The following is a 25,771-nucleotide window of genomic DNA, read 5'->3' on the forward strand; positions in this document are numbered from 1 at the left end:
CTAGTCCTTCACCTTCACGGACCGATTCACGCGACTTCTAGAACAGGTTCTCGTGCGGCATCGCTATTCCCGACAAGCGAGACTTCGCTCACTTTCGCATTCAAATTGCATAAGTAAGTTGATGGAACATCAGAAGCCCGGTTAGCGTTGTAGCCGCCGTTCTCGCCGATGCTGCCCGAGAGCTCCCGTGCACCGTCCGACCGGAGAACCGCTTCGCATGACGACTTCCCTTAACCGCCCGTCGGGCCCCGTGTCCGTCGTCGCAGCCGATCCCACGGTGCGCCGACTTGCCGTGATCGCCCTGGCGCTCGGTGGTTTCGGCATCGGCACCACCGAATTCGTGGCCATGGGACTGCTGCCCGATATCGCGTCGAGCTTCGGGATCACCGAACCCACCGCCGGTCATGTCATCTCCGCGTACGCCCTCGGCGTTGTCGTGGGTGCGCCGGTCATCGCGGCCGTCACCGCGCGGCTGCCGCGCAAGGCGCTGCTGCTCGGCCTGATCACCGTGTTCACGCTTGGCAATCTGGCCAGCATGGTGGCGCCGTCGTACCCGACCCTGGTGGCGGCCCGCTTCGTCGCAGGCCTGCCGCACGGCGCGTTCTTCGGTATCGCCGCCCTCGCCGCTGCTCACCTGATGGGCCCGCAGAACCGGGCCAAGGCAGTCGCCCACGTGCTGTCCGGCCTGACCATCGCGACGGTGCTCGGGGTGCCGATCGCCTCGTGGCTCGGCCAGGCGCTGGGTTGGCGCAGCGCGTTCGGCCTCGTGGTCGCCATCGGGATGGTCACGCTGGCCGCGCTGTGGTTCTGGCTACCCGACCAACTGCGCACCATGCACGTCACCAGCCCACTGACCGAGCTCGGTGCGCTGCGCCGGCCCCAGGTCTGGCTGGCCGTGCTGATCGGCATGATCGGATTCGGCGGGATGTTCGCCGTGTACACCTACATCAGCACCACGATGACCGATGTGGCGGGGTTGTCGCGCACGCTGGTTCCGGTTGCGCTCATGGTGTTCGGCCTCGGCATGGTGGTCGGCAACCTGGTCGGCGGCCGACTGGCCGACATATCGGTGATTCGCGCGCTCTACCTGTCCCTCGGCGCTCTCGGGGTGTTGCTGACGGTATTCGTGGCGGCCGCGCACAACCCATGGACCGCGCTGCTGGCGCTGTTCGGGATCGGCGCGTCCGGCTCCGCAGTGGGACCGGCGTTGCAGACCCGGCTGATGGACGTGGCCCACGACGCGCAGACGCTGGCCGCGGCCCTCAACCACTCCGCCCTGAACGTCGGCAATGCCACAGGTGCCTGGGTAGGCGGCCTGGTCATCGCGGCGGGCTACGGTTACACCGCCCCCGCCGCTGCGGGTGCGGTCCTGGCGGTCGGCGGCCTGCTTGTGCTCACCGTGTCGGTGGCATTGCAGCGGCGCAGCCCTACTCGTCGATGATGTGAACCGCGGCCTCTTCCGCAGAGGCCGCGCCGCCATCGATGCCGACGTCGCTCCCGAGCAGCTCAGCCTCGTCATCTTCACCGAAGCCCGCATTGGGCGCGACGAGGCGGCCAGACCGACGATCCCCGACTTCGTCATCGCCGGCCTGCTCGTCGGGATAGTCGTCATCGTCGAGCTGCATCGCCGGGTCGGGTTCCTCCTCGGCCAGCAGTTCATCGAGGCTCTCGTGGTCGCGGGGTTCCCGCCAGCGATCCGGAGGCGTGTAACCCTCGTCGAGCAGATCGTCTACGCCCCGGTCTATCAGGGCGTCCTCCTGAGTCAACTGGTCATCGTCATCGACGCTGTATTCGTCAGCGCCGCCGTCGCGCCTACTCATGCATCAAACGATGTCACAGTTCGCGCCTCCCGGTGGTGGGCGCCACGCTAGCGGAGACGTGCGCCGAACCTGCGGTGAGGTCGGTGCGTCGATACAACGCCGACCGCCGCAATGCTTATTCTTGGCGCATGATCGGTCAGGCGTTGGAAAAGTGACGACCGACAGTGTCGTGGTCATCCACACCGACGGTGGATGCCGACCGAACCCCGGTCCGGGCGGTTGGGGCGCAGTGTTGCGACACGGTACGCGCGTTCGCGAAATGTTCGGCGGGGATCCCGGGGTCACCAGCAACAACAGGATGGAGCTGACGGCGCCCATCATGGCACTCGAGGCGCTCACCAGGCCGGTGGTTGTGCACCTCCACACCGACAGCACCTATGTACGGAATGGCATCACCAAGTGGGTACTCGGCTGGGAACGCAACGGCTGGATGACCGCCGCGAAGCAGCCTGTGAAGAACGTCGACCTCTGGCAACGGCTGCAGGCTGCCTGCGCGCGGCATCAGGTCGAGTGGTTCTGGGTGAAGGGGCATGCGGGTATTGCCGACAACGAGTTGGCCGACGAGCTGGCAACCCGAGGCATGCGGGAAGCTGTGGCCGGGGCCACCGTCCGCTGACCGTCTGCGACCGTTATCGAATTCGCCGTGTCCCGGGATAACGCAGATTTCGACCAGCAGATCAGCTGACTCAAAGATGGTTGACCCCTGTATGGCGAGGACTGGGTGGCGATAGCGGTCTCCCCGGAGGCGCACATCGGCACCTGTGGCGCCGCGGGGTCAGCCGAGGTCGCTACGCAGATAGCGACGGACGAATGTGCGCAACGAGCCATGGGGCCTGCTGCCAGATTGCCACCGCAATCCAGTACGTCCTGGTTGTTGATCATGTCCGGGATTGTCTCGGCGGGTGCGGTGGCTGCCAGTCTCACGCTGGCGGGCCCGATGATCCTGCATGGCAAGCAGATCGCCGGGATGCCTACCGCGAAGGCGGCCGATGCGACCGCGGTGAAGGCTGAACGCAAGGCTGCTGTCGATGCTTTCATGCTCGCCTCCCTCGAGGCGGAGGTGCGGTTGTCGATGCAGCAGTACTTCGACGACCCGGCCAACAGTAAGGGCGCGAGTTTCGACGTCGCCACCGTCCACCTGATCAAGACTGGCGACAGCACCTATGAGGGCATGGCGACTATGTCGGCCGTTGTTCCCCCAGTTGGGCAACCTCTACCATCAATTGTCTACCTAACTCGACTAGAAATCGTCTATCAATATAGACTAGAGTCATGATCGCACCGGCGCCCACCCGAGAAATCGTCAAGCAGCTCAAGAAGGCCGGCTTCACCTCCCGCGACGGCAAAGGCAGCCACACCATGTGGACCTGCCCACACGGCCACTACAGCATCTCGCTGGTCGACGGACACCGCACCATCAGCCCGGGCGTACGCCGCCAGGTCGACGCAGCGATCAACGCGTGCACCACCAACTGCAAGGAGGACTGACATGCACACCTATCAGGTCAACGTCACCCGAGACGACCGGTGGTGGATGATCACCGTGCCCGAACTCGCCGGGTACGTCGCCGTAAACGGAACAATCAACCTCAGCGACACGACACAAGCGCGCCGGATCGCTGAGGTACCCGGCATCGCAGTCGACTTCATCTGCACCGTGACGGACTCTGCTCCCTCCGAAGTCGGAGTGGACATCACGATCGAGGTCGACGGTATCGATGTGTCAGCCGAAGCCAAGAAGGTCGCCCGCAACCGCGAACTGGCCGAACAGCACGCCGCTGCAGCCCGGGCCGAAGCCAGGAAGCTCGCCCGTGATCTCGCCGCGCACGGCGTCGCGGTACGCGACGTCGGCGAAATGCTTGGGGTGTCGTTTCAGCGGGCACAGCAGCTGATCTCCACGGCCGGCTAGTCGAGCATGGTGTCCATGAAGCTGGCGGCGTGGAGCGAAGCCTAATCTGCCATAGTTTGCTCATCGTTTATTCATCGGCAACATCCCGCCATCAAGCTAATTGGCTCTTGTGACGTATCTGTGGGTGGTTGATTGCGCCTGAATGGCCGGACGCCGTTCTCGGTCTAGGTTTTTGGCTTGTCGAAGGTCAAAAACTCATAGAACGGAGAACGGCGTGCGGAATGCCAGCTTATGGCGTGCGGTGTTGTGCGTCCAGAACACGGTGATCGACGACGTCGAGTTCGATGAGGCAGCGCAGGTGGTTGTGGCCCATGTGCGGCCCCGTCGAGCAGCCCGGGGGCGGTGCGGAACCTGCGGTGCGCGGGCCCGCTGGTACGACCGCGGTCAGGGCCGGCGGCGCTGGCGCGCCCTGGACATGGGCACCATCGAGGTGTTCCTGGAAGCCGATATTCCGCGAGTCGACTGTGCTACCCACGGGCCGACGGTGTGTCAGGTCCCGTGGGCTCGGCACGGCGCCGGGCACACCCGCGCATTCGATCAGCAGGTGGCCTGGTTGGCTACCCACTGCTCCAAACGAGCGATCACCGAGCTGATGCGGATCGCTTGGCGCACCGTCGGATCGATCATCGCGCGGGTGTGGGCCGATACCGCCGCCGGGATCGACGCATTCGCCGACCTGACCCGGATCGGGATCGATGAGATCTCCTACAAACGCCACCACAAGTACCTGACCATCGTGGTCGACCATGACAGCGGCCGGCTGGTGTGGGCCAACACCGGCCGCGATCGGGCGACCGTGCGCGCCTTCTTCGATTCCCTGGAAGCCTCCGGTGCAGGTCGGTGCGCTCGGATCACCCATGTCAGCGCCGACGGGGCCGAATGGATCGCCGACGTGGTCGCCGATCGCTGCCCCGGCGCGATCCGCTGCGCTGACCCGTTTCATGTTGTCGGCTGGGCCAACGAGGCACTCGATGAGGTGCGTCGCCAGGCGTGGAACGCTGCCCGACGAGCAGGTCACACCCAGCGCCACGGGTGGGTCGCTGGCCGGCGTGTCACCGTGGCCACCGGAGAAGCGAAAGCCTTGAAGCGCACCAGGTTTGCGCTGTGGAAGAACCCGGAGAACCTGAGCGAGCGGCAACAGGCGAAACTGGAATGGATCGCCAAGACCGACCCTCGGCTCTACCGTGCCTACCTGCTCAAAGAAGCCCTACGCACGATCTTCAAACTGTCCGTGGACGAGGCCGCCGAAGCACTCGACAAATGGGTCTCCTGGGCGCGGCGCTGCCGCATCGAAGCATTCGTCTTGCTGCAACAACGCATCACCCGCCACCGCAGGCAGATCCTGGCCTCCATCGAACACGGACTATCCAACGGGCTCATCGAATCGGCCAACACCAAGATCCGACTCCTCACCCGCATAGCCTTCGGCTTCGCCACCCCCGAACCCCTGATCGCCCTAGCCATGCTCACCCTCGGAGGACACCGACCAGCCCTACCCGGCCGTCAATGACCCACAGATACGTCACAAGAGCCAGCTAATTTGAGATCATCCAGCAACGGCTATCGTGCAGGTTTGCCCAGTTCAGACCGGATTGTGGTGATCTAGCAACTATCACTAAACCTGATTGCTTCAAAACGCCTAGTTCGCCGACGCCGCTGGTGGTGGTTGGGGTTGGAAGGGTTGGTACCACCACCAGTTGGCGCGTTCGCCGGTGGGGCCGGGGCAGGGTGGGACGTCGGGTGGGGGTGTGGTTGGTGGCCGGGCCAGGGACCCTGCACTGAGTCGTCGCCCGGCGGCATCGGTGACGATGAGTCGGTCAGCCGGTCCGGTGATGGTGACACCCCCGCGATGGTGCAGTCGGTGATGATATGGGCATACCAACACCAGATTGTCCAGGTCGGTGCGCCCGCCGTCCTCCCAGTAGGCGTCGGCGGCGGGCGTAGTGTCTGAGCTTGTCGCTCAGGCTATTTCCCGCCGCCGCGCCCCCGAACCGGACGTGCGACTCTCATCGCATCCGGCTCTCCGTAGGTCAAGCTGGGACGACGATAGGTGTTGCCCAGGGTGTCGGGATCTTCGAGCCCCGGTAGCGATAGCGCTGGATGCTCATCGTGGTGGGGTTGTAGAGCCGAACACCGTTGTACTGCGGCCAGCGGCGCACGTGGTACTGGGCCCAGAGGGCCCGTTTGCCGGTGCGGGGATGTTTGTGCAGCAGCCAGCTCCACACCCGCCACCACATGTAGTTGGCGATGTGGGAGTAGGCCCGGCTGGCTGAACTGTGCCGGAAGTACTGGGCCCAACCGCGGACCATCCGGCTCAGTTGCCCGAACAGCTGATCGGCGGGTTGGTGGGTAATCCGTTTGGTCACCGTCTTGAGCTTGCGTCGCATCGTCTGCAGCGAGGTGCGCGACGGGTAGCTGTAGACGTATGCCCGGTTGCTTCCCCGCTGGATATGCCGCTGGATGCGGAATCCCAGAAAGTCGAAGCCCTCGTCGATATGCACGACCTGCGTCTTGGCCGGGGCCAACCGCAGCCCCATCGGTGCCAGCAGATCGGTCATGTCCTCCCACAGTTGTTCGGCGTGCCCGCGTTGGCCAAAGACCAGAACCACGAAGTCATCGGCGTATCGCACGAGGTGATACGTCGCTCCGCCGTGCTGGCGATGGGTCCTGCGGGCCGATCCGTGCCGGTGGGCCGCCCAGCGATTGTCGAAGTGGTCATCGATAACCGACAGAGCGATGTTGGCCAGCAGCGGCGAGAGGATGCCGCCCTGGGGAGTTCCGGTGTAGGTGTCATAGGTGGTGCCGTCGGTGCCGAGCACTCCGGCCTTCAGGAATGCCTTCACCAACCCCAGGATGCGTTTATCGCCGATCCGACCACGTATCCGGTGCAGCAGGGCAGTGTGGTCGATTTCGTCGAAACACGCTGCGATGTCGGCTTCGAACACCCACTCATAACCACGGTGAGCGAACATCCGAATGTCCTCGATCGCGTCCTGAGCCCGTCGCTGCGGCCGGAACCCGTAACTCGAATCGGAGAAATCCGTTTCGAATATCGGTTCCAGCACCAGCTTCAGCGACGCCTGTACCACCCGATCGGCCACGGTCGGGATACCCAACTTGCGGACCTTGCCGCTGGCTTTGGGTATCTCGACTCGCCGCACCGGTACCGGTCGAAACATGCCGGAGCGCAATGCGTCCCGCAACTGTTCGAGGAACCCGACGACACCATCGGCACTAGCCTCAATGCCGCGGGCGGTGCGTTTATCGATCCCCGCACTGCGGGCACCGGTGTTCTCCCGGACCCGTGCCCACGCTACCGCGAGGAAACACGGGTCCGCCACGAGGTTGAACAGATCGTCGAACCGACGACCACGATCGGCCATCGCCCAACAGTGCAGTTTGGTCTGCATCCTCAGTACCCGCTGGGCCGCCACGGACGGCAACTCCAGCGCGGCACCGATATTCATCGGTGCATCTTCTGACATGGCAATCTCCGTATTCTGCGTGTCCTACTGCCGCCCTTCCCGATGTGACCGGCTTTCCCGGCCTCGCAGTACTACGGCGGCTCCGCCCCATCCCAGTGCCCTCGGTGGGCATCGACNCCTACCCGCCGCACCCCTGGCCGGGACGCGGGAAGGGAAGCACCCGAATGGTTCCCGTGTTCACATGTATCCGATTGGTGAGGCCGGCACCCAGCTTTACCCCGATGGCCCCGGTAGGTACGCCACAGACAATTCCCCACCGGCTGCTGCCCACCCCTGGCCGGGACAGGCAACGGACGCGTCCGATACACCACTTCCGCGTGCACCACAACACCGGTCCGATATCCGCCAGATTTGCAGACCGGTTCCACCTAACGAGGATTCCGACACTGGTTCCTCACGTATGCCCTCTCACCTTGCTCACCACGCGCCATGTCATCTGGCAGTACTGACCCGCCGTGGTTTTGTCAGGGCCGCTTGCCACCGAATCCCTCTCGATCCCTACGAGATTCAGCTGCCCTCAGCTTTCATCCGACCGCTGTGACGGCCGAACATCGGAGGTCTCTCACCTCCGATCGGAATACACGCGCCTCACGGCGCACATGCTGCAGGTGATGAGCGTGCAGACCGCGGGTGGCGCCGCAGCCGGGCACCACACAGCACCGATCCCGATGCCTCCAACACCCGGCGCAACCGGCGACTGACCTGCCGCGTACTACGCCCCGCACCGATCACCCGCCCGTGCCGTTCAAACCACACCTCACAGCTCGCATCACAGGACAGGAAGCGGCGTTCCTCATCGGACAACACCGGCCCGAGGTGCAGTGAGGCGACCGGTTTCGCACCGTCGCGGTCGAGGTCGACGTGCACCACCACCGTGGTGTGCTGCCCATGTGGGCGGCGCGCCACGTCGGTGTCCCAGCCGGCCTCGATCAGGCTCATCAATGCATCCACGGTGCCGGGGAACGGCGGTGCCTGCTCCGATGCCTGGTCGGCATCCTCGTGGTCACGCTTCCACTGCGCGATCAACGCGTCGTGATGCGACTGCATCGCAGCATCGACTGTCGCTGCCTCGTCGCGCGGCAGGGTGATCCGGTAGGTCGTGCAGTCGTCGTGAACCTCTTTGCGGAACGCGCGTTTGGGATCCGGTTCGGGATCTGGATCAGGGGCGGGGCGGGGTTCGAGTTTGACCGCCGTACGCAACTGGGCAACAGTGGCCACCGCCGCCAACTCCGCATAATGCGCATCGGAACCGTCGGCGGCGCGTTCGGCGATCACCCCCACCTGATCCAGCGACAACCGGCCCTCCCGCATCCCTTCGGCGCAGAGTGGGAACCCCTCGAGGCGGCGTGCGACTGCCACCATTGTTTCGGCGTTGTGCGGGGTGACACCGGTCTTCCAGGCCACCAAAGCTGTGATCGATCGGGCGCCGGTGGCGCCGCACAATTCGTCGCGATCCAGTTCGGCGACGATGTCCACGATGCGGCCGTCGATCGCGTTGCGTTGACCAACCAGCTCCGCCAGCTCCTCGAACAACCCCTCCACCCGCTGCACAGGACTCACCCCAGCAGCGAAAGATGTTGCCGTCGAAGACATAACACCATCATCACAGAAGGGTCCGACAAATCCGGACCGCTACAACCCGGACGTCCACACGGTTGTGGTTGTTACTCGCTTGTCAGATTGCGACGCAGCCTGGGATCACTCCCACCCGACTTCATGAGGCGTCTTGTCCGGACGCAATCCGCGCCAGCTCGGCTGGCGTAGCCGATTGTCAGATGTCCGTTCGCTGTAGCGAACCTCCCCGACCAATTCTGGGCGCACGAATGTCACGCCCCGGGCATCGAGCGTGGGAAGTGGTGCGTTGAAAGGTGATTCGTCGGTGTGCAACGGGGCCAGCAGCTTTTTCAGCTTGGCCAGATCGTTCTCGGTGAATCCGGTACCGACCCGGCCGGCGAACTGCAGCCCGCCTTCGGCCGGAATGCCGAGCATAAGGGCACCGATACCGCTGGTGCGCCCGCCCTCGCCTTGGCGCCAGCCGCCGATCACCACTTCCTGAGTGTTCCAGATCTTGTCCTTGATCCATGAAGCCGACCGTCGACCCGGTTGATAGGTGGCGTCGCGCTTCTTGGCAACCACCCCTTCGAACCGCTGCTCCCGGGCATGATTCATCGCTTCCGGCCCGTCACCGGGCAGCAGCGGCGGCACGATGAGCCCACCACCGGCAGCCAACGCCTCCAGCAGCCGTCGGCGGTCACTGTATTTCACGCGAAACAGCGATCGGCCGTCGAGCAGCAGAATGTCGAAGGCCCAGAACTCGATCCGCGTGGAGCGCACCCGATTCTGCATCGCGGCAAAACTCGGTACCCCGGTCTCATCGAGGGCCACGACCTCGCCGTCGAGAATCACGCGATGGTCGGCGAGATCGGCTGCCAGCGCCTGCAATTGCGGATACTCACCGGTGACGTCGCGTCCGCTGCGCGACCGCAGCTGCAGGTGCCCGTGGTCGGCGTCCACCAACAGCCGGTAGCCGTCCCATTTGCCTTCGAAGGCCCACTGGGATTGCTTGAGTTTGTCGACGGAGCCTTCGGTGGCCAGCATCGGCGCGAAGTCCTGCAGCTGTACCTGCGGCTGATCCTTCATCCGGTGCGCGAGCCAGTTCTTGCCCCCGGTCTGGATGAGCGCATACCGGCCTTCGATAAGGCTGCCCCGCAGGGTGAAGATCACCTCGCCGTTCTTGGCCTCAGGATCGTCGGGAACCCGGAACTTCTCTGCCTCATACGTTCCCGCGTCCCAGATGATCATGTTGCCCGCGCCGTACTCCCCTTTCGGGATCGTGCCGTGAAAGTCCAGGTACTCCAGCGGGTGGTCTTCGGTGTGCACCGCAAGGTGATTCACCGAGGTGGTCTCGGGCAGGTTCTTGGGGACGGCCCAGCTCACCAGAACACCGTCGCGTTCGAGCCGCAGATCGTAGTGCAGGCGGCGAGCGTGGTGTTCCTGAATCACAAACCGGTTGTTGTTACCTTTTGCAGCAACGCTTTTGGGTACCGGCTCGGGTGTCTTGGCGGCATCGCGCATGCTGCGGTAGGTCGTCAGCTTGTCGGCAGCTGGCGCGTCCGCGTCCAACCCCGCCAGCAGATCCCCGAGTTCGGAAACCCGTTGCAACACTTCGTCGAACCGCAGATGGCGCAACTTCGGGTCGGCGATCTCGTCCCATATCCGCGGCGCAGCGGCGGTCGGGAACTCGCGGCCCCTCAGGGAATACGGCGCGATGGTGGTCTTGGCAGCACTGTTCTGGCTCCAGTCCAGGAACACCTTGCCAGCCCGCAGGCTCTTGGTCATGGTCGCCGTCACAAGTTGCGGCATGGCGTGCTCCAGCTGCTCGGCCACCCGCCGGGCGAGCACCGACGCACCGTGGGAGCTAACGGGCTCGGCCAGCGGCACATACAGGTGCAGACCCTTGCTGCCGCTGGTCAACGGGTAGGTCACCAAGCCGATGTCGCCCATCAACTCACGCACCGCTTGCGCCACCTCACACAGCTGGTGCATCGTGACACCCTCGCCCGGGTCCAGATCGAATACGATCCGCGTCGCAGGTCCGACTTGCCCCTCGACGAATCGCCATTGCGGCACATGCACTTCCAGCGCGGCCTGCTGTGCGATCCAGGCCAGTCCCTCACGGGTGTCGATGATCGGGTAGGTCGTGATCCCTGATTTGTGCACGATGGTGCCGCGCGCCAGCCAGTCCGGGGCCGACGACGCGAGCTGTTTCTCGAAGAACGACGGCTCGGCAACCCCGTTTGGCCAGCGTTTGCGCGTCACCGGACGTCCGGCGATGTGCGGCAGCATTACCTCGGCGATGCTGAGGTAATAGTCGAAAACCTCGGCTTTGGTGGTGCCGGTGGCGGGATAGAGCACCTTGTCGGGATTCGTCAGCCGAACCCGGTCGTAGCGCTCCATGACGCCAGGCTAGATGCGTGCGCCCGTCTCCGGGTGGAACAGGTGCACGACACCGTCGGGATGCTTGCGCAGCTGCACCGTCTGGGCCAGCTTCGGTGCCGTCCGCGGATTGCACCGGGCCACCAGCTCCACGCCGGAGCCCGAACCGGCGTGGGTGTAGACGTAGGCCTCGCTACCGAGATCCTCGACCAGGTCGACAACCACCTCGACACCGCCGGTGTCGACGATCTCCAGTTGTTCGGGGCGGATGCCGATGGTGACCTCGGATAACCCGTTCAGCTGGGTGAGCTGCTCGCGTTCCAGCTCCAGCGTCGAGTTCTCCCCGACCCGGACGCCGTCGGCGACGACGGGCAGCTTGACGAGGTTCATCGCGGGCGATCCGATGAAACCGGCGACGAATTCGTTGACCGGCTTGTCGTACAGCTCTGACGGAGAAGCGAACTGCTGCAACTTTCCGTTGCGCAGCACCGCGACCCGGTCCCCCATGGTCATGGCTTCGACCTGATCGTGGGTGACATACACGGTAGTGGTGCCCAGCCGACGCTGCAGTGCGGCGATCTGGGTGCGGGTCTGCACGCGCAGCTTGGCGTCGAGGTTGCTCAAAGGTTCGTCCATGCAGAACACCTGTGGCTCACGCACGATGGCACGCCCCATCGCGACACGCTGCCGCTGACCGCCGGACAACTTGGCCGGCTTGCGGTCCAGGAACGGCTCCAGGTCAAGCAGTTTCGCGGCCTCCTCGACCTTGCGACGCCGCTCGTCGGCAGGCACGCCCCGCAGTTTGAGCGCGAAGCCCATGTTCTCGGCGACGGTCTTAGTCGGGTACAGCGCATAGTTCTGGAACACCATCGCGATGTCGCGGTCCTTGGACGGTACCCCGGTCATGTCCTTGCCACCGATCTCGATGGCGCCTTCGTCGATGTCCTCGAGCCCGGCCAGCATCCGCAGCGCGGTGCTCTTGCCGGATCCGGACGGGCCGACCAGCACCACGAATTCGCCATCGGCGATGTCGAGGTTGAGCGAGTCGACCGCGAGCTTGTCCGAGCCCTCGTAGATGCACGAGGCGTTGCGGTAGGTGATTGCAGCCATGAGAAACTCCTGTTTTGACTTCCGTTTACTTAATCGCGCCGAAGGACAGTCCGCGGACCAGCTTGTTCTGCGCGATCCAGCCCGCGAGAACCACCGGAAGCGCGGCCATTGTCGCCGCCGCGCACAGCTTGGCCCAGTACAGACCCTCACCTGCGATGAAGCCGACGAGGAACACCGGCATGGTCTGGGCTTGCACCGCAGTGAGATTCACCGCGAAGAAGAATTCGTTCCAGGCAAAGATGACGCAGATCAGCGCCGTGGCCGCGATCCCGGGTGACACCAACGGCAGGATCACCTCTCGCACCGAACGCCAGGTGCTGGCCCCGTCGAGGCTCGCGGCCTCCAGGAGTTCGCCGGGCACCTCGAGGAAGAACGACCGCATCATCCACACCGCGATCGGCAGGTTCATCGACGTGTACAGGATGATCAACGCCCAAATGTTGTCCAGCAGACCGATGTTCGAGACGATCACGTACAGCGGGATGATCGCCGCGACGATCGGCAGCATCTTGGTGCTCATGAAGAAGAACAGCGCGTCCTGGGTCTTGCGCACCGGTTTGAGGGATAGCGCGAAGGCCGCCGGAATACCCAGGCCCAGAACGAGAATCGTCGACACCGTGGTGGCATAGAGCGAGTTGAGCAGGCTCGTGCCGACGCCGTTGGCGAAGACGGCCTTGAACTCGTCGAGGGTGGGGACGAAAAAGAGCTTCGGGGTGGTGGTGTAGGCATCGACCTCTTGTTTGAAGGCGGTCAGCACCATCCAGAACACCGGGAAGAAGAAGCCCAGGCCCACGATCCATGCGACCACACCCCACGGATCGAACTTGCGCCGCTTGACCTTTGCCGGGCTCGCAGCCTTCTCGTGTGTCGCGCCCGTCGTGACGGTACTCATCAGGCCGCCTCCTCCTTGCCCGTGAACGATTTGAAGATCAGCCGCAGCGCGAAGCTCGCGATGATCATCGTGAAGATCACGACGACGACGCCCATCGCTGCCGCCTGGCCGATGTCGAAGCCCAGGAAGGCTCGCTGGTAGATATAGAACGGCAGGTTCGCGCTCGCGGTGCCCGGCCCGCCCTGGGTCATCATGTAGATCGCGTCGAAAGTATTGACCAGGTAGATCGCACCGAGCACGGTGCCCAACTCGATGAACCGGCGCAGGTGCGGCAGCGTCAGCTCACGGAACAGCTGGAACGCACCCGCACCGTCGACCCGACCCGCCTCGAGGATGTCGCGCGGCATCGACTGCAGGCCCGCCAGGATCAGCAGCATCATGAACGGGGTCCACTGCCACACCAGGGCGACGATGATCGAGGTCAGCGGTAGCTGGCTGACCCAGTCGACGTGTTTGAGCCCCAGTGGGGACAGCACCCAGTTGATGATGCCGAACACCGGGTCGAGCATCGCGGTCTTCCACATCAACGCCCCCGCAACGGGTGTGACGAGGAACGGGGTGATCAGCAGCGTGCGCACCACGCCCCGCCCAAGGAAGACCCGGTCCAGCAACAACGCCAATATCAGTCCGAGCACCACCGAGATCAGCACGGTCGCAACGATGATCCATACGGTGTTGATCGCGACCTGCCAGAAGGTGCCGTCCCTGATGACGTCGAGGTAGTTCTGCAGCCCGACGAAATGCCGGGACCCCGGCCGCACCAGGTTCCACGACAGCGTCGAGTAGTACAGCGTGAACAGAAACGGAATCTGGGTGACGACGATCATGAAGATCAGCGCCGGCAGCAGAGGCCCGCGGCGGCGCCAACCCTCAGCGCGCGAAACCCCGGGGTCCTGCTTCTGTTTGATCCGTGCGACGTGCTCGGCCTCGGTCAGCGCATCGGCTTCGGCCGGTAACTGACTGGTTGTCATGGCTTCTCCTGATAGGTCTCGCCGACGACTTCTGCGTACTTCTGCGATTGTTCGAGCGCGTCGGAGACGGACTTCTGCCCGGCGATCGCCGCGCTGATCTGCTGGCTGACCCGGGTTCCGAGGTCCTGGAATTCGGGGATGGCCAGGAATTGCACGCCCGTGTAGGGCACCGGTTGCACGGTGGGCTTGGCGGGGGTGGCACCCTCGATCGAGTCGAGCGTCACCTGGCCGAACGCCTTTGCCGCTTCTTTATATTGGGGAATCTGATAGGTCGACAGCCGGCTGCCCGGCGGTACCCGCGCCCACCCAAGCTGCTCGCCGACCAGCTTGATGTAGTTCTGATCGGTCATCCAGGCGATGAATTTCCATGCGGCGTCCGGCTTGTCGCTGCTCTTGGGGATTCCCAGCGCCCAGGTGTAGAGCCATCCGGAGTTGGGCTTTTCGACCGTCGGCGCCATCGCGTAGCCGACCTTGCCGACCACCTTCGACGACGCGGGATCCTCCAGCACCGACACCGCCGACGTTGCGTCGTACCACATCGCGGCCCGACCCTGGGCGAATTGCGTCGCACACTCACCGAAACCGCTTGTCGCCGCGCCTGGTTCGCCGTGGTTGCGGACGAGGTTGACGTAGAAGTCGACTGCCTTCTCAACCTCGGGGCTGGTGAGCTGAGCGTTCCATTTCTCGTCGTACCAGCGCCCACCGAACGTGTTGATCACGGTGTCCAGCGGGGCCAGCACCTCACCCCAGCCGGGCTTACCGCGCAGGCAGATGCCCACCATGTCTGGGCTGTCGAGTTTGGCCGCCGCATCGGCGACCTGCTGCCAGGTCGGATTGTGCGGCATCTCGATGCCGGCCTGCTCGAACAGGTCCTTGCGGTACATCAAGAACGAGGATTCGCCGTAGAACGGCACCGCGTACATGTTGCCCTTATATGACAGTGATTCGCGCAGCGACGGGATGAAGTCATTCTCGTCATAGCCCGGCGTATTGCGTGCGTAGTCGGAAAGGTTGACCAGCCAGCCGTTTTCGGCCCATTGCGGGGCCTCATAGTTGCTGATCATCACGACGTCGAACTCGCCGCCGCCCATCGCGGTAGACGCGGTGATCTTGGCGCGAGCCTGGTTCTCCGACAGCGTGACGAACCGCAGTTTGATGTCCGGATTCGCGGCCTCGAATCGGTTCGCCAGCGACCGCGCGTCGGTCATCTGCGAGTTCGACACCATCGCGATCGTCACGGTCTGGTCGGTGGCGCCGAGCGTCCCGGCCCCCGCGCAACCGGCCGTCAGGGCCAGCCCCGCCGCCGCGACGACCGCGGCCAGTTTTCTCGCAAATCTCATGGCAACCTCATTTCTGCGCCAACAGCCAACGGGCGCAATCGATATCGCATACCAAGAGCCGGGCCAACTTGCCGCGCAGAGCGCCGAGTACAGCCTGGTACTTACCGGCGCCGCCGGACACCAGAATGGTCTTCTCGCAGGTGCGGATGTCTTCCAGCGGGACCGACATCGCGCGTTGCTGAAGTTCGTGGTGGACGGGCTCACCATGGGCGTTGAAGAAGCGGCCGCCGATCTCGCCGACGGCGCCTTGACCGACGAGTTCGTCGAGCATCCGGATGTCCAGGAAGCTGCCTTCGAACAACGTGGTTGAGGTCGACACTGCGCCGACCCCGAACAGCATGGTGTCGGCGCGCCGGCCGGCGTCCAGGGTGCGGGAGATGACCGAATCCCCCCGCATCGAGATCACGGTGGCCGGGTCGGCGTACAAGGGTGCGGGGAGCCGAAAGGTCTCGCCGCGCAGAGTGTCCGCGCACCGCGTCAGGATCTGTTCAATGCCGGTCTGGTAAGCGGCCGTGGACATGGCGCCGTCGAGCTGAACCACGGCGCGGCAGCTCGCAACTCCGGGCACCAATGCTGTCGCGACACCGACCTGCTCGGGTCCCCAGGTGAAGCCCAGTACGTCGTCGGCCCCAATTCGGCGCATCAGCAGCGCAGCGCCGGCGCGCCCGGCGTTGCCCGCCACGACCGCCTCGGTGAGGCCAAACCGACGTTCGAGTTCGCGTTCTTCATCGGCGTGCAGATCCTCACCGATGCCGGGCGGCACCACCACCTCTACCCGCACCAGACCGTTGGCCTTGGCCTTGGCCACCAACCGCCCTGCGGTCGGGCGGGAAACCCCCAGCCGCGCCGCGATCTCGGCCTGGGTGAGGCCGTCGAGGTAGTACAACGTGGCCGCACGCAGGGCAAGTCGCAGATCCTCTGGCGTCGGTGCGGCCATTGGACCTCACCTCCCGGTAGAGTGAGCACATGCTCACGGGTGCGAGTAGATGCTCATCACGCTAACATGACAAATGTGACGCACACAACACCCACCGCGCAGCCGCCCACCGCGGCGCGCCCCAGCTACCACCGCAACGAGGTCCAGGTCGGCATCGTGCATTTCGGTGTCGGCGGTTTCCATCGCGCGCATCAAGCGATGTACATCGACCGCCTGCTGGAACGCGGCCTGGCCGCCGAATGGGCTATCTGCGGCGTCGGGGTGCTGCCGTCGGATCGAAAGATGGCCAATGTGCTGGCTGCTCAGGATGGGCTCTATACCCTGATGCTGGTGCACCCCGACGGCACCCGCGAGGCGCGAGTGATCGGTTCCATCATCGACTATCGATATGCCCCCGACGATCCTGAAGGTGTCGTGGAACTTCTGGCCAGCCCGGCCACCCGGATCATCTCGCTGACCATCACCGAGGGCGGCTACAACCTCAACGCCGTGTCCCCGGACCAGGTCAACGTCTTCGGCTTGGTGACTGACGCGCTGGCGCTACGCCGCGACCGCGGTATCGCCTCACCGACCATCGTGTCGTGCGACAACATCGAGGGCAACGGTGACGTAGCGCGCGAGGCGTTCATCACCTACGCCGAGCGTGCTCATCCAGGCCTGGGCGAATGGATCAACACCCACACGCGGTTCCCGAACTCGATGGTGGACCGCATTACCCCGGTCACCACTCCGGAGGTCATCGAGACGGTGCGCTCGGAGTTCGGCATCGACGACCAGTGGCCGGTGGTGGCCGAACCTTTCACGTCCTGGGTGCTGGAGAATTCGTTCTCCGACGGCCGGCCGCCGCTGGAGGAGGCGGGCGTACTGATGGTCGACGACGTGACGCCATACGAGCTGATGAAGCTGCGACTGCTCAACGCCGGCCATCAAGCGTTGTGCTACTTCGGCTATCTGGCCGGCTACCGCCTGGTGCACGACGCCGCGGCCGACCCGCTCTTCGCCGAATTCCTGCTGGATTACATGGATTCCGAGGCCACCCCAACCCTCGAACCAGTCCCAGGTATCGATCTGGCCGACTACAAACGCACGCTGATCGAGCGCTTCGCCAACCCGGGTGTGCGCGACACCATCGTGCGGCTGTGCTTCGGCTCGTCGGACCGGATCCCGAAGTGGCTGCTGCCTGTGATCCGGGAAAACCTCAAGACCGGTGCACCGATCCGGCTGTCCGCGGCCGTTGTGGCGAGTTGGGCACGTTACGCCGAGGGCCTCGACGAGCAAGGCGAACCGATCGAGGTACAGGACGCGCTGGCCGATACGCTCGTGCCGCTGGCTCAGTCCCAACGCGAACACCCGACAGCGTTCATCGAGAACACCGCCCTGTTCGGTGATCTCGCAACCCAACCCCGGTTTGTCGAGGCCTATCTGTGGGCGCTGGATTCCCTCCATCGCGTCGGCGCCCGGGCCACCCTGGAGGCACTGCGATCATGAACCGGGCACTGGTCATCGGTGAGGCGTTGGTCGACATCGTCAAACGGGGTGGCGCCATCACCAGCGAGCACGTCGGCGGCAGCCCGTTCAACGTGGCGCTCGGCCTGGCGAGGCTGGGGCGTGACGTCGACTTCCTCACCCACATCGCCGACGACGTGCACGGCAGGCACATTGCTGACTATGCCAAAGCCGTAGGGGTATCACTTGTTTCGGGCAGCATGACCGCGAAGCGCACCCCGACCGCGCAAGTCACCTTGAAGAACGGCTCGCCGCGCTACGCCTTCGATCTGGAGTGGCAACTCTCCGGCACACCAGAGGTGGGTCCGCCACTGGTGGCGCACACCGGGTCCATCGCCGCGGTGCTGGAGCCCGGATGCCGGGCGGTCGCGGCACTGCTCGATGCTTATCACCTCTCGGCCACCATCACATTCGATCCGAATGTGCGTCCGATGTTGATCACCGATCAGGACGCGGCCCGCAGCCGTATCGAACGCCTCGTGGAACACGCCGACATCGTCAAGGTCAGCGATGAGGACCTGCGGTGGATTGACAAGCGGAGTTCTCCCGAGCAGATCGCGCGCGCCTGGCTGGCCATGGGGCCCTCGATCGTCGCAGTGACCGTGGGCTCAGACGGCGCGTTTGCGTTGTGCGCCGCGGGAATGGTTCGGGTGCCCGCACGACCGGTCCAGGTGGTGGACACCGTAGGAGCCGGTGACGCGTTCATGGCCGGGTTGATCGATGCCCTGTGGGAGCAGGGACTGCTGGGCGCCGCCAAGCGCCGCGACCTGCGCGCGATCAGCTGCGACGCGCTGGAAGACGCCGTCTCCCGGGCCGCGCGGGCGTCAGCCTGGACGGTCGCCCGGGCGGGCGCCGACCTGCCCGATCGCGAAGCGTTGAGCCGTTTCGGCTAGAGGTGTGGGCCATACTGGGCAAATGCGATCTATCTGGAAGGGTTCGATCGCCTTCGGCCTGGTGAACGTGCCGGTCAAGGTCTACAGCGCGACCGAGGACCACGACATCAAGTTTCATCAGGTGCACGCCAAGGACAACGGGCGCATCCGATACAAACGGGTATGCGAGGTGTGCGGTGAGGTCGTCGAATTCCGGGACATCAACAAGGCCTATGAATCCGACGACGGGCAGATGGTGGTGATCACCGACGAGGACATCGCCACCCTTCCCGAGGAACGCAGCCGCGAGATCGAGGTGGTGGAGTTCATTCCGGCCGATCAGCTCGATCCGCTGATGTACGACAAGAGCTATTTCCTTGAGCCCGATTCCAAGTCGTCCAAGTCGTACGTGCTGCTGGCCAGAACGCTCGCCGACACCGACCGCGTGGCCATCGTGCACTTCTCGCTGCGCAACAAGACCCGGCTCGCGGCGTTGCGGGTCAAGGATTTTTCCAAGCGCAACGTAATGGTGATCCACACGCTCCTGTGGCCCGACGAGATCCGCGCTCCCGATTTCCCGGTGCTGGACAAAGAAGTCGAGATCAAGCCGGCCGAACTCAAGATGGCCGGCCAGGTGGTGCAGTCGATGACCGACGACTTCCACCCGGAGCAGTTCCGCGATGACTACCAGGCCGAGCTCTACGAACTGGTACAGGCGAAACTCGAAGGCGGCGAGGCGTTCTCGGTCGAGGAGCAACCCGCCGAACTCGATGAGACCGAAGACGTGTCAGACCTGCTCGCCAAGCTCGAGGCCTCGGTTAAGGCCCGCAAAGGTGGTGACTCCGACGAGGAGGCCACGCCCGCCAAGAAATCGCCCGCGAAAAAGGCTGCCGCCAAGAAGGTTCCGGCGAAAGACGCCGCTCCGAAGAAGTAAGTAAGGTGGCCCAGCTGATCTGGTGCGGGTGGGCGATTAATCAGCTCTAGGCGGCCAGGACGTCGACCCGCAGCGCTTCGTGCTCGTCGAGGATCCGGCGCAATGCGGCGTCCATCGGATGGGCTGCGGCAAGATCGTGGCCGCACCGCCGATCAACCGCGACCACCGCTGCCGACTGCGGCGCCGCACCGTCGACCTGGTCGACGAATACGTCGAACAATGCCGAAGGGGTGGCCAGGTAGTACATGCGGTGACCAACGGCCTCGAAGCTGGCCGCATACATCAGCCCGCACTGGGTGATCATGAACAGCTCCGAGTGGATGTCGGCGTGGCCTGACTCTGCCCTGCTCCACACCACTGCTGCGTGCTGAGCTTCGGACAACCGGTCCTGCACCTCGTCAGTGGACGTGAGCAGCCGATGGACGAGTGTCCGCCCGGTGTTCGGGTACACATCGACCGAACGCCTGAAATACCGCCGAAAGACATCCCCGAAAAGGTCGTAGGGCTGATCGTTCATGGCGGCTCCCATGGTCGGACGAACAACTCAATTGTGCGCCCGAAATCGTCAGCCTGGCGGTGGTTTGGCCCGCTCGGCGAGATAGGCCTCATTGAGGGCACGCTCGGCCCGTATCTGGCGAGCCCATTGGGCGGCTCGGGTGTGTTTTCGCCGGGGCATCATCGCTCCGCGATGGGTCGTGATCGGTGCGGCGGCGGCCGGCGGCAACACCGCCGTTGTGGTGTTCCAGTGCGGGAAGAACAACTGGCTGGCCGGCCGGGTCGTATAGGTCAGACCACTTGGTGTGGTCCACACGATGCTCCCGTCGGGTTGTTGACTGTCGGACCAGCCGACCCAGAAAGTCTTCAAGAGATGGTGAGTTCTACACAGACACTTGGTGTTTGACGCATGTGTAACCCCGTTGGGATACGGCACCGTGTGGTCGATATCGCACGACTCGGCGGCCCGCCCGCACCCCGGGAACGTGCACGTCATGTCTCTCATACGCACGAACGCCGCCAGTTTCACCGATGGCCGGTACCGTCGCTCGGCCTCGTCGCACGGCACGATGAGTTCACGGACTTTCGCGCCGTTGGCGATCAGTTCCGCCAGCAATGGAGTGGGCACCACGCCGCCGTTGAGCAGTACTGCCGTCGCAGGCTTCTTTCTCGGGGTCTCGTCGACCACATGGTCCGGCGGCACCGGCACACCGTCGTAATCCCCGGACAAATAGGGGTCGGGCTCGCCCTCCAGAGCCGCCTTGTCCGCCAGCACATAGACGACGGTGTTGGCCGCACGGGCGTCAGGTTCACTGGCCGGGCAGTCAGGATTGCCACACTGGCAGCGCAGCCGGTCTCCGAGTGCAGCGATCACGCCGAGCGCGTCGGACCGGCGTTGCCCGGCGGTACGTGGATCGTCGGCACACACGCCGCTGATCACATAAGCCATGCGCTTACGCAGCGCGGCACCGTCGGTGGCGAGCAATCGGCCCCAGAGCGACGTGGTGCCGCTGACGTCATCGGTCTTGCCGAGGCACACGTCCCGGGCGCGGACGGCTTCACGTAGGCGTCGGAGCGCGCCCGGGTCGTGCCGTTCGATCAGCGTGTCGATGGCCTGTTCGAGTTTGGTCACAGACAGCGGGCCCCAGTCGGTGACGCGTTGGGCGAGCCCTTCGTCGATCAACCGCAAGGCTTCCGCGTCCTCCACCAACCGCGTACGCCAGGTGATCGTGGAGATCAGTTGGGAATTGACCAACCCTTCGTCGAACAATGCGGCCACCCGGGGAAACCGGTCGCCAAGCGCAACCGCGATGCACATCTCCTTCGATGCCGCACGGTGGCCGACCCTCATCGCGGCCGCTACCTCGGCAGCTGTGGCGTCCCAGTAGTCGCATGCCCAATGCAACAGTTCGTCGTCCTGCTCGGCGACCCGGCGACTGACCATCTCGGCAATCAACCGCAATCGGCGGGAATCCGATGCGGCTGCCGCTCGCGTTTCCCGCTCGATCTCCGCGGCAAGTTCCGCATTGCCGAGTTGTTCGAACATATGTTCTATGATACGCGGGTCTACTGACCCGTGCACGTCGAATTAGGACGTGTTACCCGTGGTGGAAACGGCCGCCCGCGTGGCGTGCCAACCAAGCCGACGACCACTTCGTTCTCCGACGGTTGGGCAGGCCGAGGATCCTGCTGCGGCGTACCCTTGACTCACCGATCGGAGCAGGTCATGAGCGGGTATGCGCGATATCTTGGAGCGCTTTTAGCAACCACGGGCATGAGCGTTGCGATGCTGACCGCCGCGCCGGCCGATGCGACCCCGCAATGTACGAACACGGGGCCCAACACCACGCTATGCCAAACCAACGGCAGCACTCAGATCGTCACCACACCCCCGGCGACAAACTTCTTGCCGGGCTGGGGCTGGGGCTGGGGCATCGGCTTTGGCGGCTTCCCCATCGTGTGGTGACGCGCACCGTGATCGCGACCACGCGCGTCGGATCGTGTCATCCGATAGATTTCGGCTAACCTAACTTTTGTATTCGCACTACCGGATCAGGAGCTGGGTTACTTGTTGTTGCAGGACACCACGGCGCGTAAACGATCGAGTTGGTTGCTGCTGGGGCCAGCGTTCGTCGCCGCGATCGCCTACGTCGACCCGGGTAATGTTGCGGCCAACATCAGCGCCGGATCGCAGTTCGGCTTCCTGCTGGTGTGGGTGATCGTCCTAGCCAATGTCATGGCCGGATTGGTGCAGTATCTGTCGGCCAAGCTCGGACTGGTCACCGGCCGCTCACTGCCCGAGATCGTCGCCGACCACACCGACAATCGCGGGCGGATCGGCTACTGGCTGCAGGCCGAATTGGTTGCCGTGGCAACCGATATCGCCGAGGTCGTAGGTGGAGCGATCGCCTTGCAACTGCTCTTCAAGCTGCCGCTTCTGATCGGCGGAGTGATCACCGGCGTCGTGTCCCTGCTTCTCTTGGCGGTGCAGGACCGGAGCGGCCAGCGGATCTTTGAGCGAGTCATCACCGGCATGCTGCTGGTTATCGCGATCGGATTTCTGACCAGCCTGTTCGTCGAAACGCCTCCGCCGAGCGCCGTCGCCGACGGGCTGATCCCGCGCTTCCACGGTGTCGAGAGCATCCTGCTGTCAACCGCGATGCTGGGTGCAACGGTCATGCCGCACGCGGTCTATTTGCACTCCGGGTTGGCGCGCGACCGGCACGGACACCCCGAGGCCGGTGAACGCCGCCGTCTGCTGTTGCGCATGACACGGTTCGACGTCGGACTGGCGATGGTGGTCGCCGGCGCAGTAAATCTGGCCATGCTGCTGGTGGCCGCGACCAATCTGCAGGGGCATAACGGCACCGATTCGATCGAGGGCGCCCACGCCGCGGTTCAGGACACGCTGGGCCCGACCGTCGCGCTGTTGTTCGCGATCGGGCTGCTCGCCTCGGGCCTCGCCTCGACATCGGTCGGAGCCTATGCCGGCGCGATGATCATGCAGGGCCTCCTGCGACGCAGTTATCCGCTGCTCCTGCGACGGTTGATCACGCTCGTCCCTGCACTGGCCGTGCTGACCATCGGCGTCGACCCCAGCCGTGCACTGGTGCTTTCGCAGGTGGTGCTGTCGTTCGGGATACCGTTCGCGCTGATCCCGCTGGTCCGCTTCACCAGCAGCAGAACACTGATGGGCGAGGACACCAATCACCGGGTGACCACCACACTGGGCTGGGTGGTCGCGGCAACCATTACGGTGCTGAACGTGATCTTGATCTACCTCACCGTCACAGGCTGAATGCGGCACGCGTACTTCGCCTACGGCGGGGAATCGGCGGCTACCCTCGCGCCTGTGACCCGCAACTTCCGCTTCGGCGTCGGCCTGCGCACCGCGAAAACCCACGCCCAAGTCGCCGATTTCGCCCGCCGCGCCGAGGATCAGGGCTTCGACGTTCTGACTGTGCCCGACCACCTCGGTGCGCCCGCGCCGTTCCCCACCTTGATGACCGCCGCCAACGCGACGAGCACACTGCGGTTGGGCACCTTCGTGTTCAACGCCTGCTTCTACAAGCCGGCATTACTGGCCCGCGACATCGAGGCGCTGCGCGACCTGTCCGGTGTGCGGTTCGATGCCGGGTTCGGGGCCGGATATGTCCGCGAGGAATTCGAGGCTGCCGAGTTGCCGTTTCCCGGTGCCCGGGAACGCATCGACTATCTGCGGCATATGACGACGTATGTGTCCGAGCATGTGCCCGATGTGCCGATCCTCATCGCCGGCAACGGCGACCGGTTGCTGACGGTCGCCGCCGAGACCGCCGACATCGTCGGCCTGACAGGCGGTTCCCATGTCGACGGAGACCCCCTCAAGGAACGAATCACGTTCCTGCGCAACGCGGCAGGACCACGCTTCGACGCCCTGGAACTCAACATCGCGATCACCGCCATGCCCACAGCCGGATCGGAGCAGCCCGACCTGACCATCCCCCGCCGCTTCCTGCCCGATCTGACCGATGAGCAGCTGCTGCGGCACCCGGGTGTGTTATCCGGATCGATCACCGCGATCGCCGACGGGCTACGTGAGCTGCGCGAGACCTACGGCGTCAGCTACTTCATCGTGCAGGCCAACCACGCCGAACAGTTCGCGAAGGTCATCGCCGAGCTGAGGTGAGTTCGGTGCGCGGGCGGAAGCCGTATGCCAGCGCACCCAGCGCCAGGACCGCGAGCCCGGCCAGGATCGATACCAACGGCAGGGCGAAGTCCCTGGCGCCGAACGCAGCGAACACGACCACGGCCAGTACCGCCAACACCACAGTCACGATCACGCGGGTCAGCCATGCCGACTTCTGCACACCGACGTAGTTCACCGCCGTCAATACCGCGACAGTAGCCACCGCGACTTCGTGCGCATGGGCAGGCCACGCATAGAAACCCACTGTCAACGCCATCGCCGCACAGGATGCGGTCTTGCCGACGACGAATCCCCAACCGGCGAGGTAAACCCCAGAACGGACCCAGACGTGCCCGCCCGTACACATACGTGCCTCCGGAGGCCGGATACACCGCGGCCAGCCGCGCCGACGACGTCGCATTGCAGTACGCGATCACCGCGGCCACCGCCAGCCCCACCAACAACGCCGTCCCGGCCGCACGAGCTGCCGGGGCCAGCACCACGAATATGCCGGCCCCGATCATTGCGGCCAGCCCGATGGTCACTGCATCAAACACACCCAACTGCCGGCGCAACCCACCGGTCGACGGCTCCGGATCTGACGCAGACCTGTTGGACATTCACCATCCCCACCGGTAGGGAACCGCTGACGGTCACCTCTATACACCGGTCAGGAGAACAGCGGGAGCCGCCACAAGGGCTGGCCGTGGTCGAGCATCCACAGCCGCCGGGCATTCACCCGCACCAGGCTCAAGGATCCGGCGATGAGGACCACAGCTAGCGCACCTCCCACCACCGCCGTGAGCACCGATGCGAATAAATCACCGGGGCCGGCGGTGGTCACGTCGAACCACGCGTCACACAGCAGCAGAATGCCGGTGGTAAACGCGGGAAATACCAGGATTTGGCGGTGCATCCAGGTCAGGATCGCCGTCGCCGCCATGAACACGACCAGCAGGCTGTCGAAGCCCACCCACGTCAACGGCCAGTCCCGGACAGTGTAGTTCTGCGGCAATGTCACTGACAGATAGACGATCCACGGGATCATGAAGATTACGCCGCCGGTCATCAGACCCAGATGTGCTTGCTTCAGCGTGGCCGACAATCGTCGCGGTCTCAATTCCTCGAGGGGGCGTTCGAGGCGCTGGATCAGCTCCCGTCGCTGAGCCCCTGTCATCGCGGCGATCTGCGTATCGGTCAGGATGTCATCTGTCATCGCCAGTGCCCGTTCGCTGCTCAAATCTGTTGACCTGCCTGTGCATCGGATCGAAGCTCAGCATCAACCACATTAGCGCCCACCGGAATTCGCGCGACGCTGTCGGACTTTCCAGAAAGGCACGACTTTGGACTCTGTAATCCCACAGGTGATTGCGGGACCGTGAATGGTGTCGGGTAG

23 protein-coding genes and 3 pseudogenes are annotated in these 25,771 nt (G+C 64.4%); 12 read left to right on the forward strand and 14 right to left on the reverse strand.

The genetic code is table 11. The features are described 5' to 3' along the window. Positions 1 to 217 precede the first annotated feature (217 nt). Entirely contained in the window at positions 218 to 1,441 is a 1,224-nt protein-coding gene (locus tag B133_RS0114060) for an MFS transporter (protein ID WP_026256425.1), read from the forward strand. Here the strand turns inward: B133_RS0114060 and B133_RS0114065 are convergent. Next, positions 1,428 to 1,820 (reverse strand): DUF5709 domain-containing protein, encoded by a 393-nt coding sequence (locus B133_RS0114065; protein ID WP_018601933.1) that lies wholly within the window; start codon positions 1,818 to 1,820, stop codon positions 1,428 to 1,430. The genes B133_RS0114060 and B133_RS0114065 overlap by 14 nt on opposite strands. 151 nt (positions 1,821 to 1,971) lie before the next feature. Between B133_RS0114065 and rnhA the strand changes: the two genes are divergently transcribed. From rnhA to B133_RS0114090, 5 genes are all read left to right on the forward strand, one after another. Next, on the forward strand, positions 1,972 to 2,436 hold the full coding sequence (rnhA, locus tag B133_RS0114070) for a ribonuclease HI (protein WP_018601936.1): 465 nt from the start codon (positions 1,972 to 1,974) through the stop codon (positions 2,434 to 2,436). Positions 2,437 to 2,700: 264 nt separating this feature from the next. Then, positions 2,701 to 3,096: a hypothetical protein gene (locus tag B133_RS0114075; protein ID WP_157625877.1), complete on the forward strand. Its 396-nt coding sequence runs from the start codon at positions 2,701 to 2,703 to the stop codon at positions 3,094 to 3,096. Continuing rightward, the gene (locus B133_RS0114080) at positions 3,093 to 3,308 is read left to right on the forward strand and encodes a type II toxin-antitoxin system HicA family toxin (protein WP_018601941.1); all 216 of its coding nucleotides are present in this window, start codon (positions 3,093 to 3,095) and stop codon (positions 3,306 to 3,308) included. Before B133_RS0114075 ends, B133_RS0114080 begins: the two co-directional genes overlap by 4 nt. 1 nt (position 3,309) lies before the next feature. Beyond that, positions 3,310 to 3,729 (forward strand): hypothetical protein, encoded by a 420-nt coding sequence (locus B133_RS0114085; protein ID WP_018601943.1) that lies wholly within the window; start codon positions 3,310 to 3,312, stop codon positions 3,727 to 3,729. 214 nt (positions 3,730 to 3,943) lie between these two features. After that, positions 3,944 to 5,239 (forward strand): ISL3 family transposase, encoded by a 1,296-nt coding sequence (locus tag B133_RS0114090; protein ID WP_026255815.1) that lies wholly within the window; start codon positions 3,944 to 3,946, stop codon positions 5,237 to 5,239. A gap of 129 nt (positions 5,240 to 5,368) precedes the next feature. On the opposite strand, the pseudogene B133_RS24945 reads toward B133_RS0114090, so the two are convergent. From B133_RS24945 to B133_RS0114130, 9 genes and pseudogenes are all read right to left on the reverse strand, one after another. Beyond that, a pseudogene (locus B133_RS24945) lies at positions 5,369 to 5,653 on the reverse strand (HNH endonuclease signature motif containing protein); the annotation flags it as partial. Positions 5,654 to 5,759: 106 nt separating this feature from the next. After that, positions 5,760 to 7,196, reverse strand: coding sequence for a group II intron reverse transcriptase/maturase (ltrA, locus tag B133_RS0114095; protein WP_018601686.1), 1,437 nt, complete (start codon positions 7,194 to 7,196; stop codon positions 5,760 to 5,762). Positions 7,197 to 7,813: 617 nt separating this feature from the next. Further along, positions 7,814 to 8,807: pseudogene (locus B133_RS22810) on the reverse strand (DUF222 domain-containing protein); the annotation flags it as partial. 105 nt (positions 8,808 to 8,912) lie between these two features. Then, positions 8,913 to 11,171: an ATP-dependent DNA ligase gene (locus tag B133_RS0114105; protein ID WP_018601945.1), complete on the reverse strand. Its 2,259-nt coding sequence runs from the start codon at positions 11,169 to 11,171 to the stop codon at positions 8,913 to 8,915. Positions 11,172 to 11,180: 9 nt separating this feature from the next. Further along, the gene (locus B133_RS0114110; protein ID WP_018601947.1) at positions 11,181 to 12,260 is read right to left on the reverse strand and encodes an ABC transporter ATP-binding protein; all 1,080 of its coding nucleotides are present in this window, start codon (positions 12,258 to 12,260) and stop codon (positions 11,181 to 11,183) included. A gap of 25 nt (positions 12,261 to 12,285) precedes the next feature. After that, entirely contained in the window at positions 12,286 to 13,152 is an 867-nt protein-coding gene (locus tag B133_RS0114115) for a carbohydrate ABC transporter permease (protein ID WP_018601949.1), read from the reverse strand. Further along, on the reverse strand, positions 13,152 to 14,123 hold the full coding sequence (locus B133_RS0114120; protein ID WP_018601951.1) for a carbohydrate ABC transporter permease: 972 nt from the start codon (positions 14,121 to 14,123) through the stop codon (positions 13,152 to 13,154). Before B133_RS0114120 ends, B133_RS0114115 begins: the two co-directional genes overlap by 1 nt. After that, complete coding sequence (locus tag B133_RS0114125) at positions 14,120 to 15,463, reverse strand: sugar ABC transporter substrate-binding protein (protein ID WP_018601952.1); 1,344 nt, start codon at positions 15,461 to 15,463, stop codon at positions 14,120 to 14,122. Before B133_RS0114125 ends, B133_RS0114120 begins: the two co-directional genes overlap by 4 nt. A gap of 7 nt (positions 15,464 to 15,470) precedes the next feature. Further along, complete coding sequence (locus tag B133_RS0114130) at positions 15,471 to 16,400, reverse strand: sugar-binding transcriptional regulator (protein ID WP_018601953.1); 930 nt, start codon at positions 16,398 to 16,400, stop codon at positions 15,471 to 15,473. Between the two features lie 66 nt (positions 16,401 to 16,466). Between B133_RS0114130 and B133_RS0114135 the strand changes: the two genes are divergently transcribed. Genes B133_RS0114135 through B133_RS0114145 form a run of 3 tightly spaced genes read left to right on the forward strand, consistent with a single transcriptional unit; the run spans position 16,467 to position 19,712 of the window. Then, the gene (locus B133_RS0114135) at positions 16,467 to 17,888 is read left to right on the forward strand and encodes a mannitol dehydrogenase family protein (protein WP_018601954.1); all 1,422 of its coding nucleotides are present in this window, start codon (positions 16,467 to 16,469) and stop codon (positions 17,886 to 17,888) included. Beyond that, positions 17,885 to 18,799 (forward strand): carbohydrate kinase, encoded by a 915-nt coding sequence (locus B133_RS0114140; RefSeq protein ID WP_018601955.1) that lies wholly within the window; start codon positions 17,885 to 17,887, stop codon positions 18,797 to 18,799. Before B133_RS0114135 ends, B133_RS0114140 begins: the two co-directional genes overlap by 4 nt. A 22-nt stretch (positions 18,800 to 18,821) precedes the next feature. Beyond that, positions 18,822 to 19,712, forward strand: coding sequence for a Ku protein (locus B133_RS0114145; protein ID WP_018601956.1), 891 nt, complete (start codon positions 18,822 to 18,824; stop codon positions 19,710 to 19,712). A gap of 46 nt (positions 19,713 to 19,758) precedes the next feature. Here the strand turns inward: B133_RS0114145 and B133_RS0114150 are convergent, their stop codons facing one another. Both B133_RS0114150 and B133_RS0114155 read right to left on the reverse strand, forming a co-directional pair. Beyond that, entirely contained in the window at positions 19,759 to 20,229 is a 471-nt protein-coding gene (locus B133_RS0114150) for a hypothetical protein (RefSeq protein ID WP_026256427.1), read from the reverse strand. 48 nt (positions 20,230 to 20,277) lie between these two features. Beyond that, entirely contained in the window at positions 20,278 to 21,753 is a 1,476-nt protein-coding gene (locus B133_RS0114155) for an HNH endonuclease signature motif containing protein (RefSeq protein WP_018601959.1), read from the reverse strand. 228 nt (positions 21,754 to 21,981) lie between these two features. Between B133_RS0114155 and B133_RS0114160 the strand changes: the two genes are divergently transcribed. The 3 genes from B133_RS0114160 (at position 21,982) to B133_RS0114170 (ending at position 24,375) form a co-directional block, all read left to right on the forward strand. Beyond that, positions 21,982 to 22,173: a hypothetical protein gene (locus tag B133_RS0114160; RefSeq protein WP_232423302.1), complete on the forward strand. Its 192-nt coding sequence runs from the start codon at positions 21,982 to 21,984 to the stop codon at positions 22,171 to 22,173. A gap of 105 nt (positions 22,174 to 22,278) precedes the next feature. Further along, complete coding sequence (locus tag B133_RS0114165; protein WP_026256428.1) at positions 22,279 to 23,505, forward strand: Nramp family divalent metal transporter; 1,227 nt, start codon at positions 22,279 to 22,281, stop codon at positions 23,503 to 23,505. 54 nt (positions 23,506 to 23,559) lie between these two features. Then, positions 23,560 to 24,375: an LLM class F420-dependent oxidoreductase gene (locus B133_RS0114170; RefSeq protein ID WP_026256429.1), complete on the forward strand. Its 816-nt coding sequence runs from the start codon at positions 23,560 to 23,562 to the stop codon at positions 24,373 to 24,375. 94 nt (positions 24,376 to 24,469) lie between these two features. On the opposite strand, the pseudogene B133_RS22815 reads toward B133_RS0114170, so the two are convergent. Both B133_RS22815 and B133_RS0114185 read right to left on the reverse strand, forming a co-directional pair. Further along, positions 24,470 to 24,995 (reverse strand): annotated as a pseudogene (locus B133_RS22815) (APC family permease); the annotation flags it as partial. Between the two features lie 50 nt (positions 24,996 to 25,045). Beyond that, entirely contained in the window at positions 25,046 to 25,591 is a 546-nt protein-coding gene (locus tag B133_RS0114185) for a hypothetical protein (protein WP_026256430.1), read from the reverse strand. Positions 25,592 to 25,771 lie beyond the last annotated feature (180 nt).

It is taken from the genome of Mycobacterium sp. 155 (assembly GCF_000373905.1).
Lineage (GTDB): Bacteria > Actinomycetota > Actinomycetes > Mycobacteriales > Mycobacteriaceae > Mycobacterium.

Coding starts and splice junctions, on each gene's coding strand:
- B133_RS0114060 (WP_026256425.1), top strand. CDS start 218: ATGACGACTTCCCTTAACCGCCCGTCGGGCCCCGTGTCCGTCGTCGCA.
- B133_RS0114065 (WP_018601933.1), bottom strand. CDS start 1,820: ATGAGTAGGCGCGACGGCGGCGCTGACGAATACAGCGTCGATGACGAT.
- B133_RS0114075 (WP_157625877.1), top strand. CDS start 2,701: ATGTCCGGGATTGTCTCGGCGGGTGCGGTGGCTGCCAGTCTCACGCTG.
- B133_RS0114080 (WP_018601941.1), top strand. CDS start 3,093: ATGATCGCACCGGCGCCCACCCGAGAAATCGTCAAGCAGCTCAAGAAG.
- B133_RS0114085 (WP_018601943.1), top strand. CDS start 3,310: ATGCACACCTATCAGGTCAACGTCACCCGAGACGACCGGTGGTGGATG.
- ltrA (WP_018601686.1), bottom strand. CDS start 7,196: ATGAATATCGGTGCCGCGCTGGAGTTGCCGTCCGTGGCGGCCCAGCGG.
- B133_RS0114105 (WP_018601945.1), bottom strand. CDS start 11,171: ATGGAGCGCTACGACCGGGTTCGGCTGACGAATCCCGACAAGGTGCTC.
- B133_RS0114110 (WP_018601947.1), bottom strand. CDS start 12,260: ATGGCTGCAATCACCTACCGCAACGCCTCGTGCATCTACGAGGGCTCG.
- B133_RS0114115 (WP_018601949.1), bottom strand. CDS start 13,152: ATGAGTACCGTCACGACGGGCGCGACACACGAGAAGGCTGCGAGCCCG.
- B133_RS0114120 (WP_018601951.1), bottom strand. CDS start 14,123: ATGACAACCAGTCAGTTACCGGCCGAAGCCGATGCGCTGACCGAGGCC.
- B133_RS0114125 (WP_018601952.1), bottom strand. CDS start 15,463: ATGAGATTTGCGAGAAAACTGGCCGCGGTCGTCGCGGCGGCGGGGCTG.
- B133_RS0114130 (WP_018601953.1), bottom strand. CDS start 16,400: ATGGCCGCACCGACGCCAGAGGATCTGCGACTTGCCCTGCGTGCGGCC.
- B133_RS0114135 (WP_018601954.1), top strand. CDS start 16,467: ATGACAAATGTGACGCACACAACACCCACCGCGCAGCCGCCCACCGCG.
- B133_RS0114140 (WP_018601955.1), top strand. CDS start 17,885: ATGAACCGGGCACTGGTCATCGGTGAGGCGTTGGTCGACATCGTCAAA.
- B133_RS0114145 (WP_018601956.1), top strand. CDS start 18,822: ATGCGATCTATCTGGAAGGGTTCGATCGCCTTCGGCCTGGTGAACGTG.
- B133_RS0114150 (WP_026256427.1), bottom strand. CDS start 20,229: ATGAACGATCAGCCCTACGACCTTTTCGGGGATGTCTTTCGGCGGTAT.
- B133_RS0114155 (WP_018601959.1), bottom strand. CDS start 21,753: ATGTTCGAACAACTCGGCAATGCGGAACTTGCCGCGGAGATCGAGCGG.
- B133_RS0114160 (WP_232423302.1), top strand. CDS start 21,982: ATGAGCGTTGCGATGCTGACCGCCGCGCCGGCCGATGCGACCCCGCAA.
- B133_RS0114185 (WP_026256430.1), bottom strand. CDS start 25,591: ATGACAGATGACATCCTGACCGATACGCAGATCGCCGCGATGACAGGG.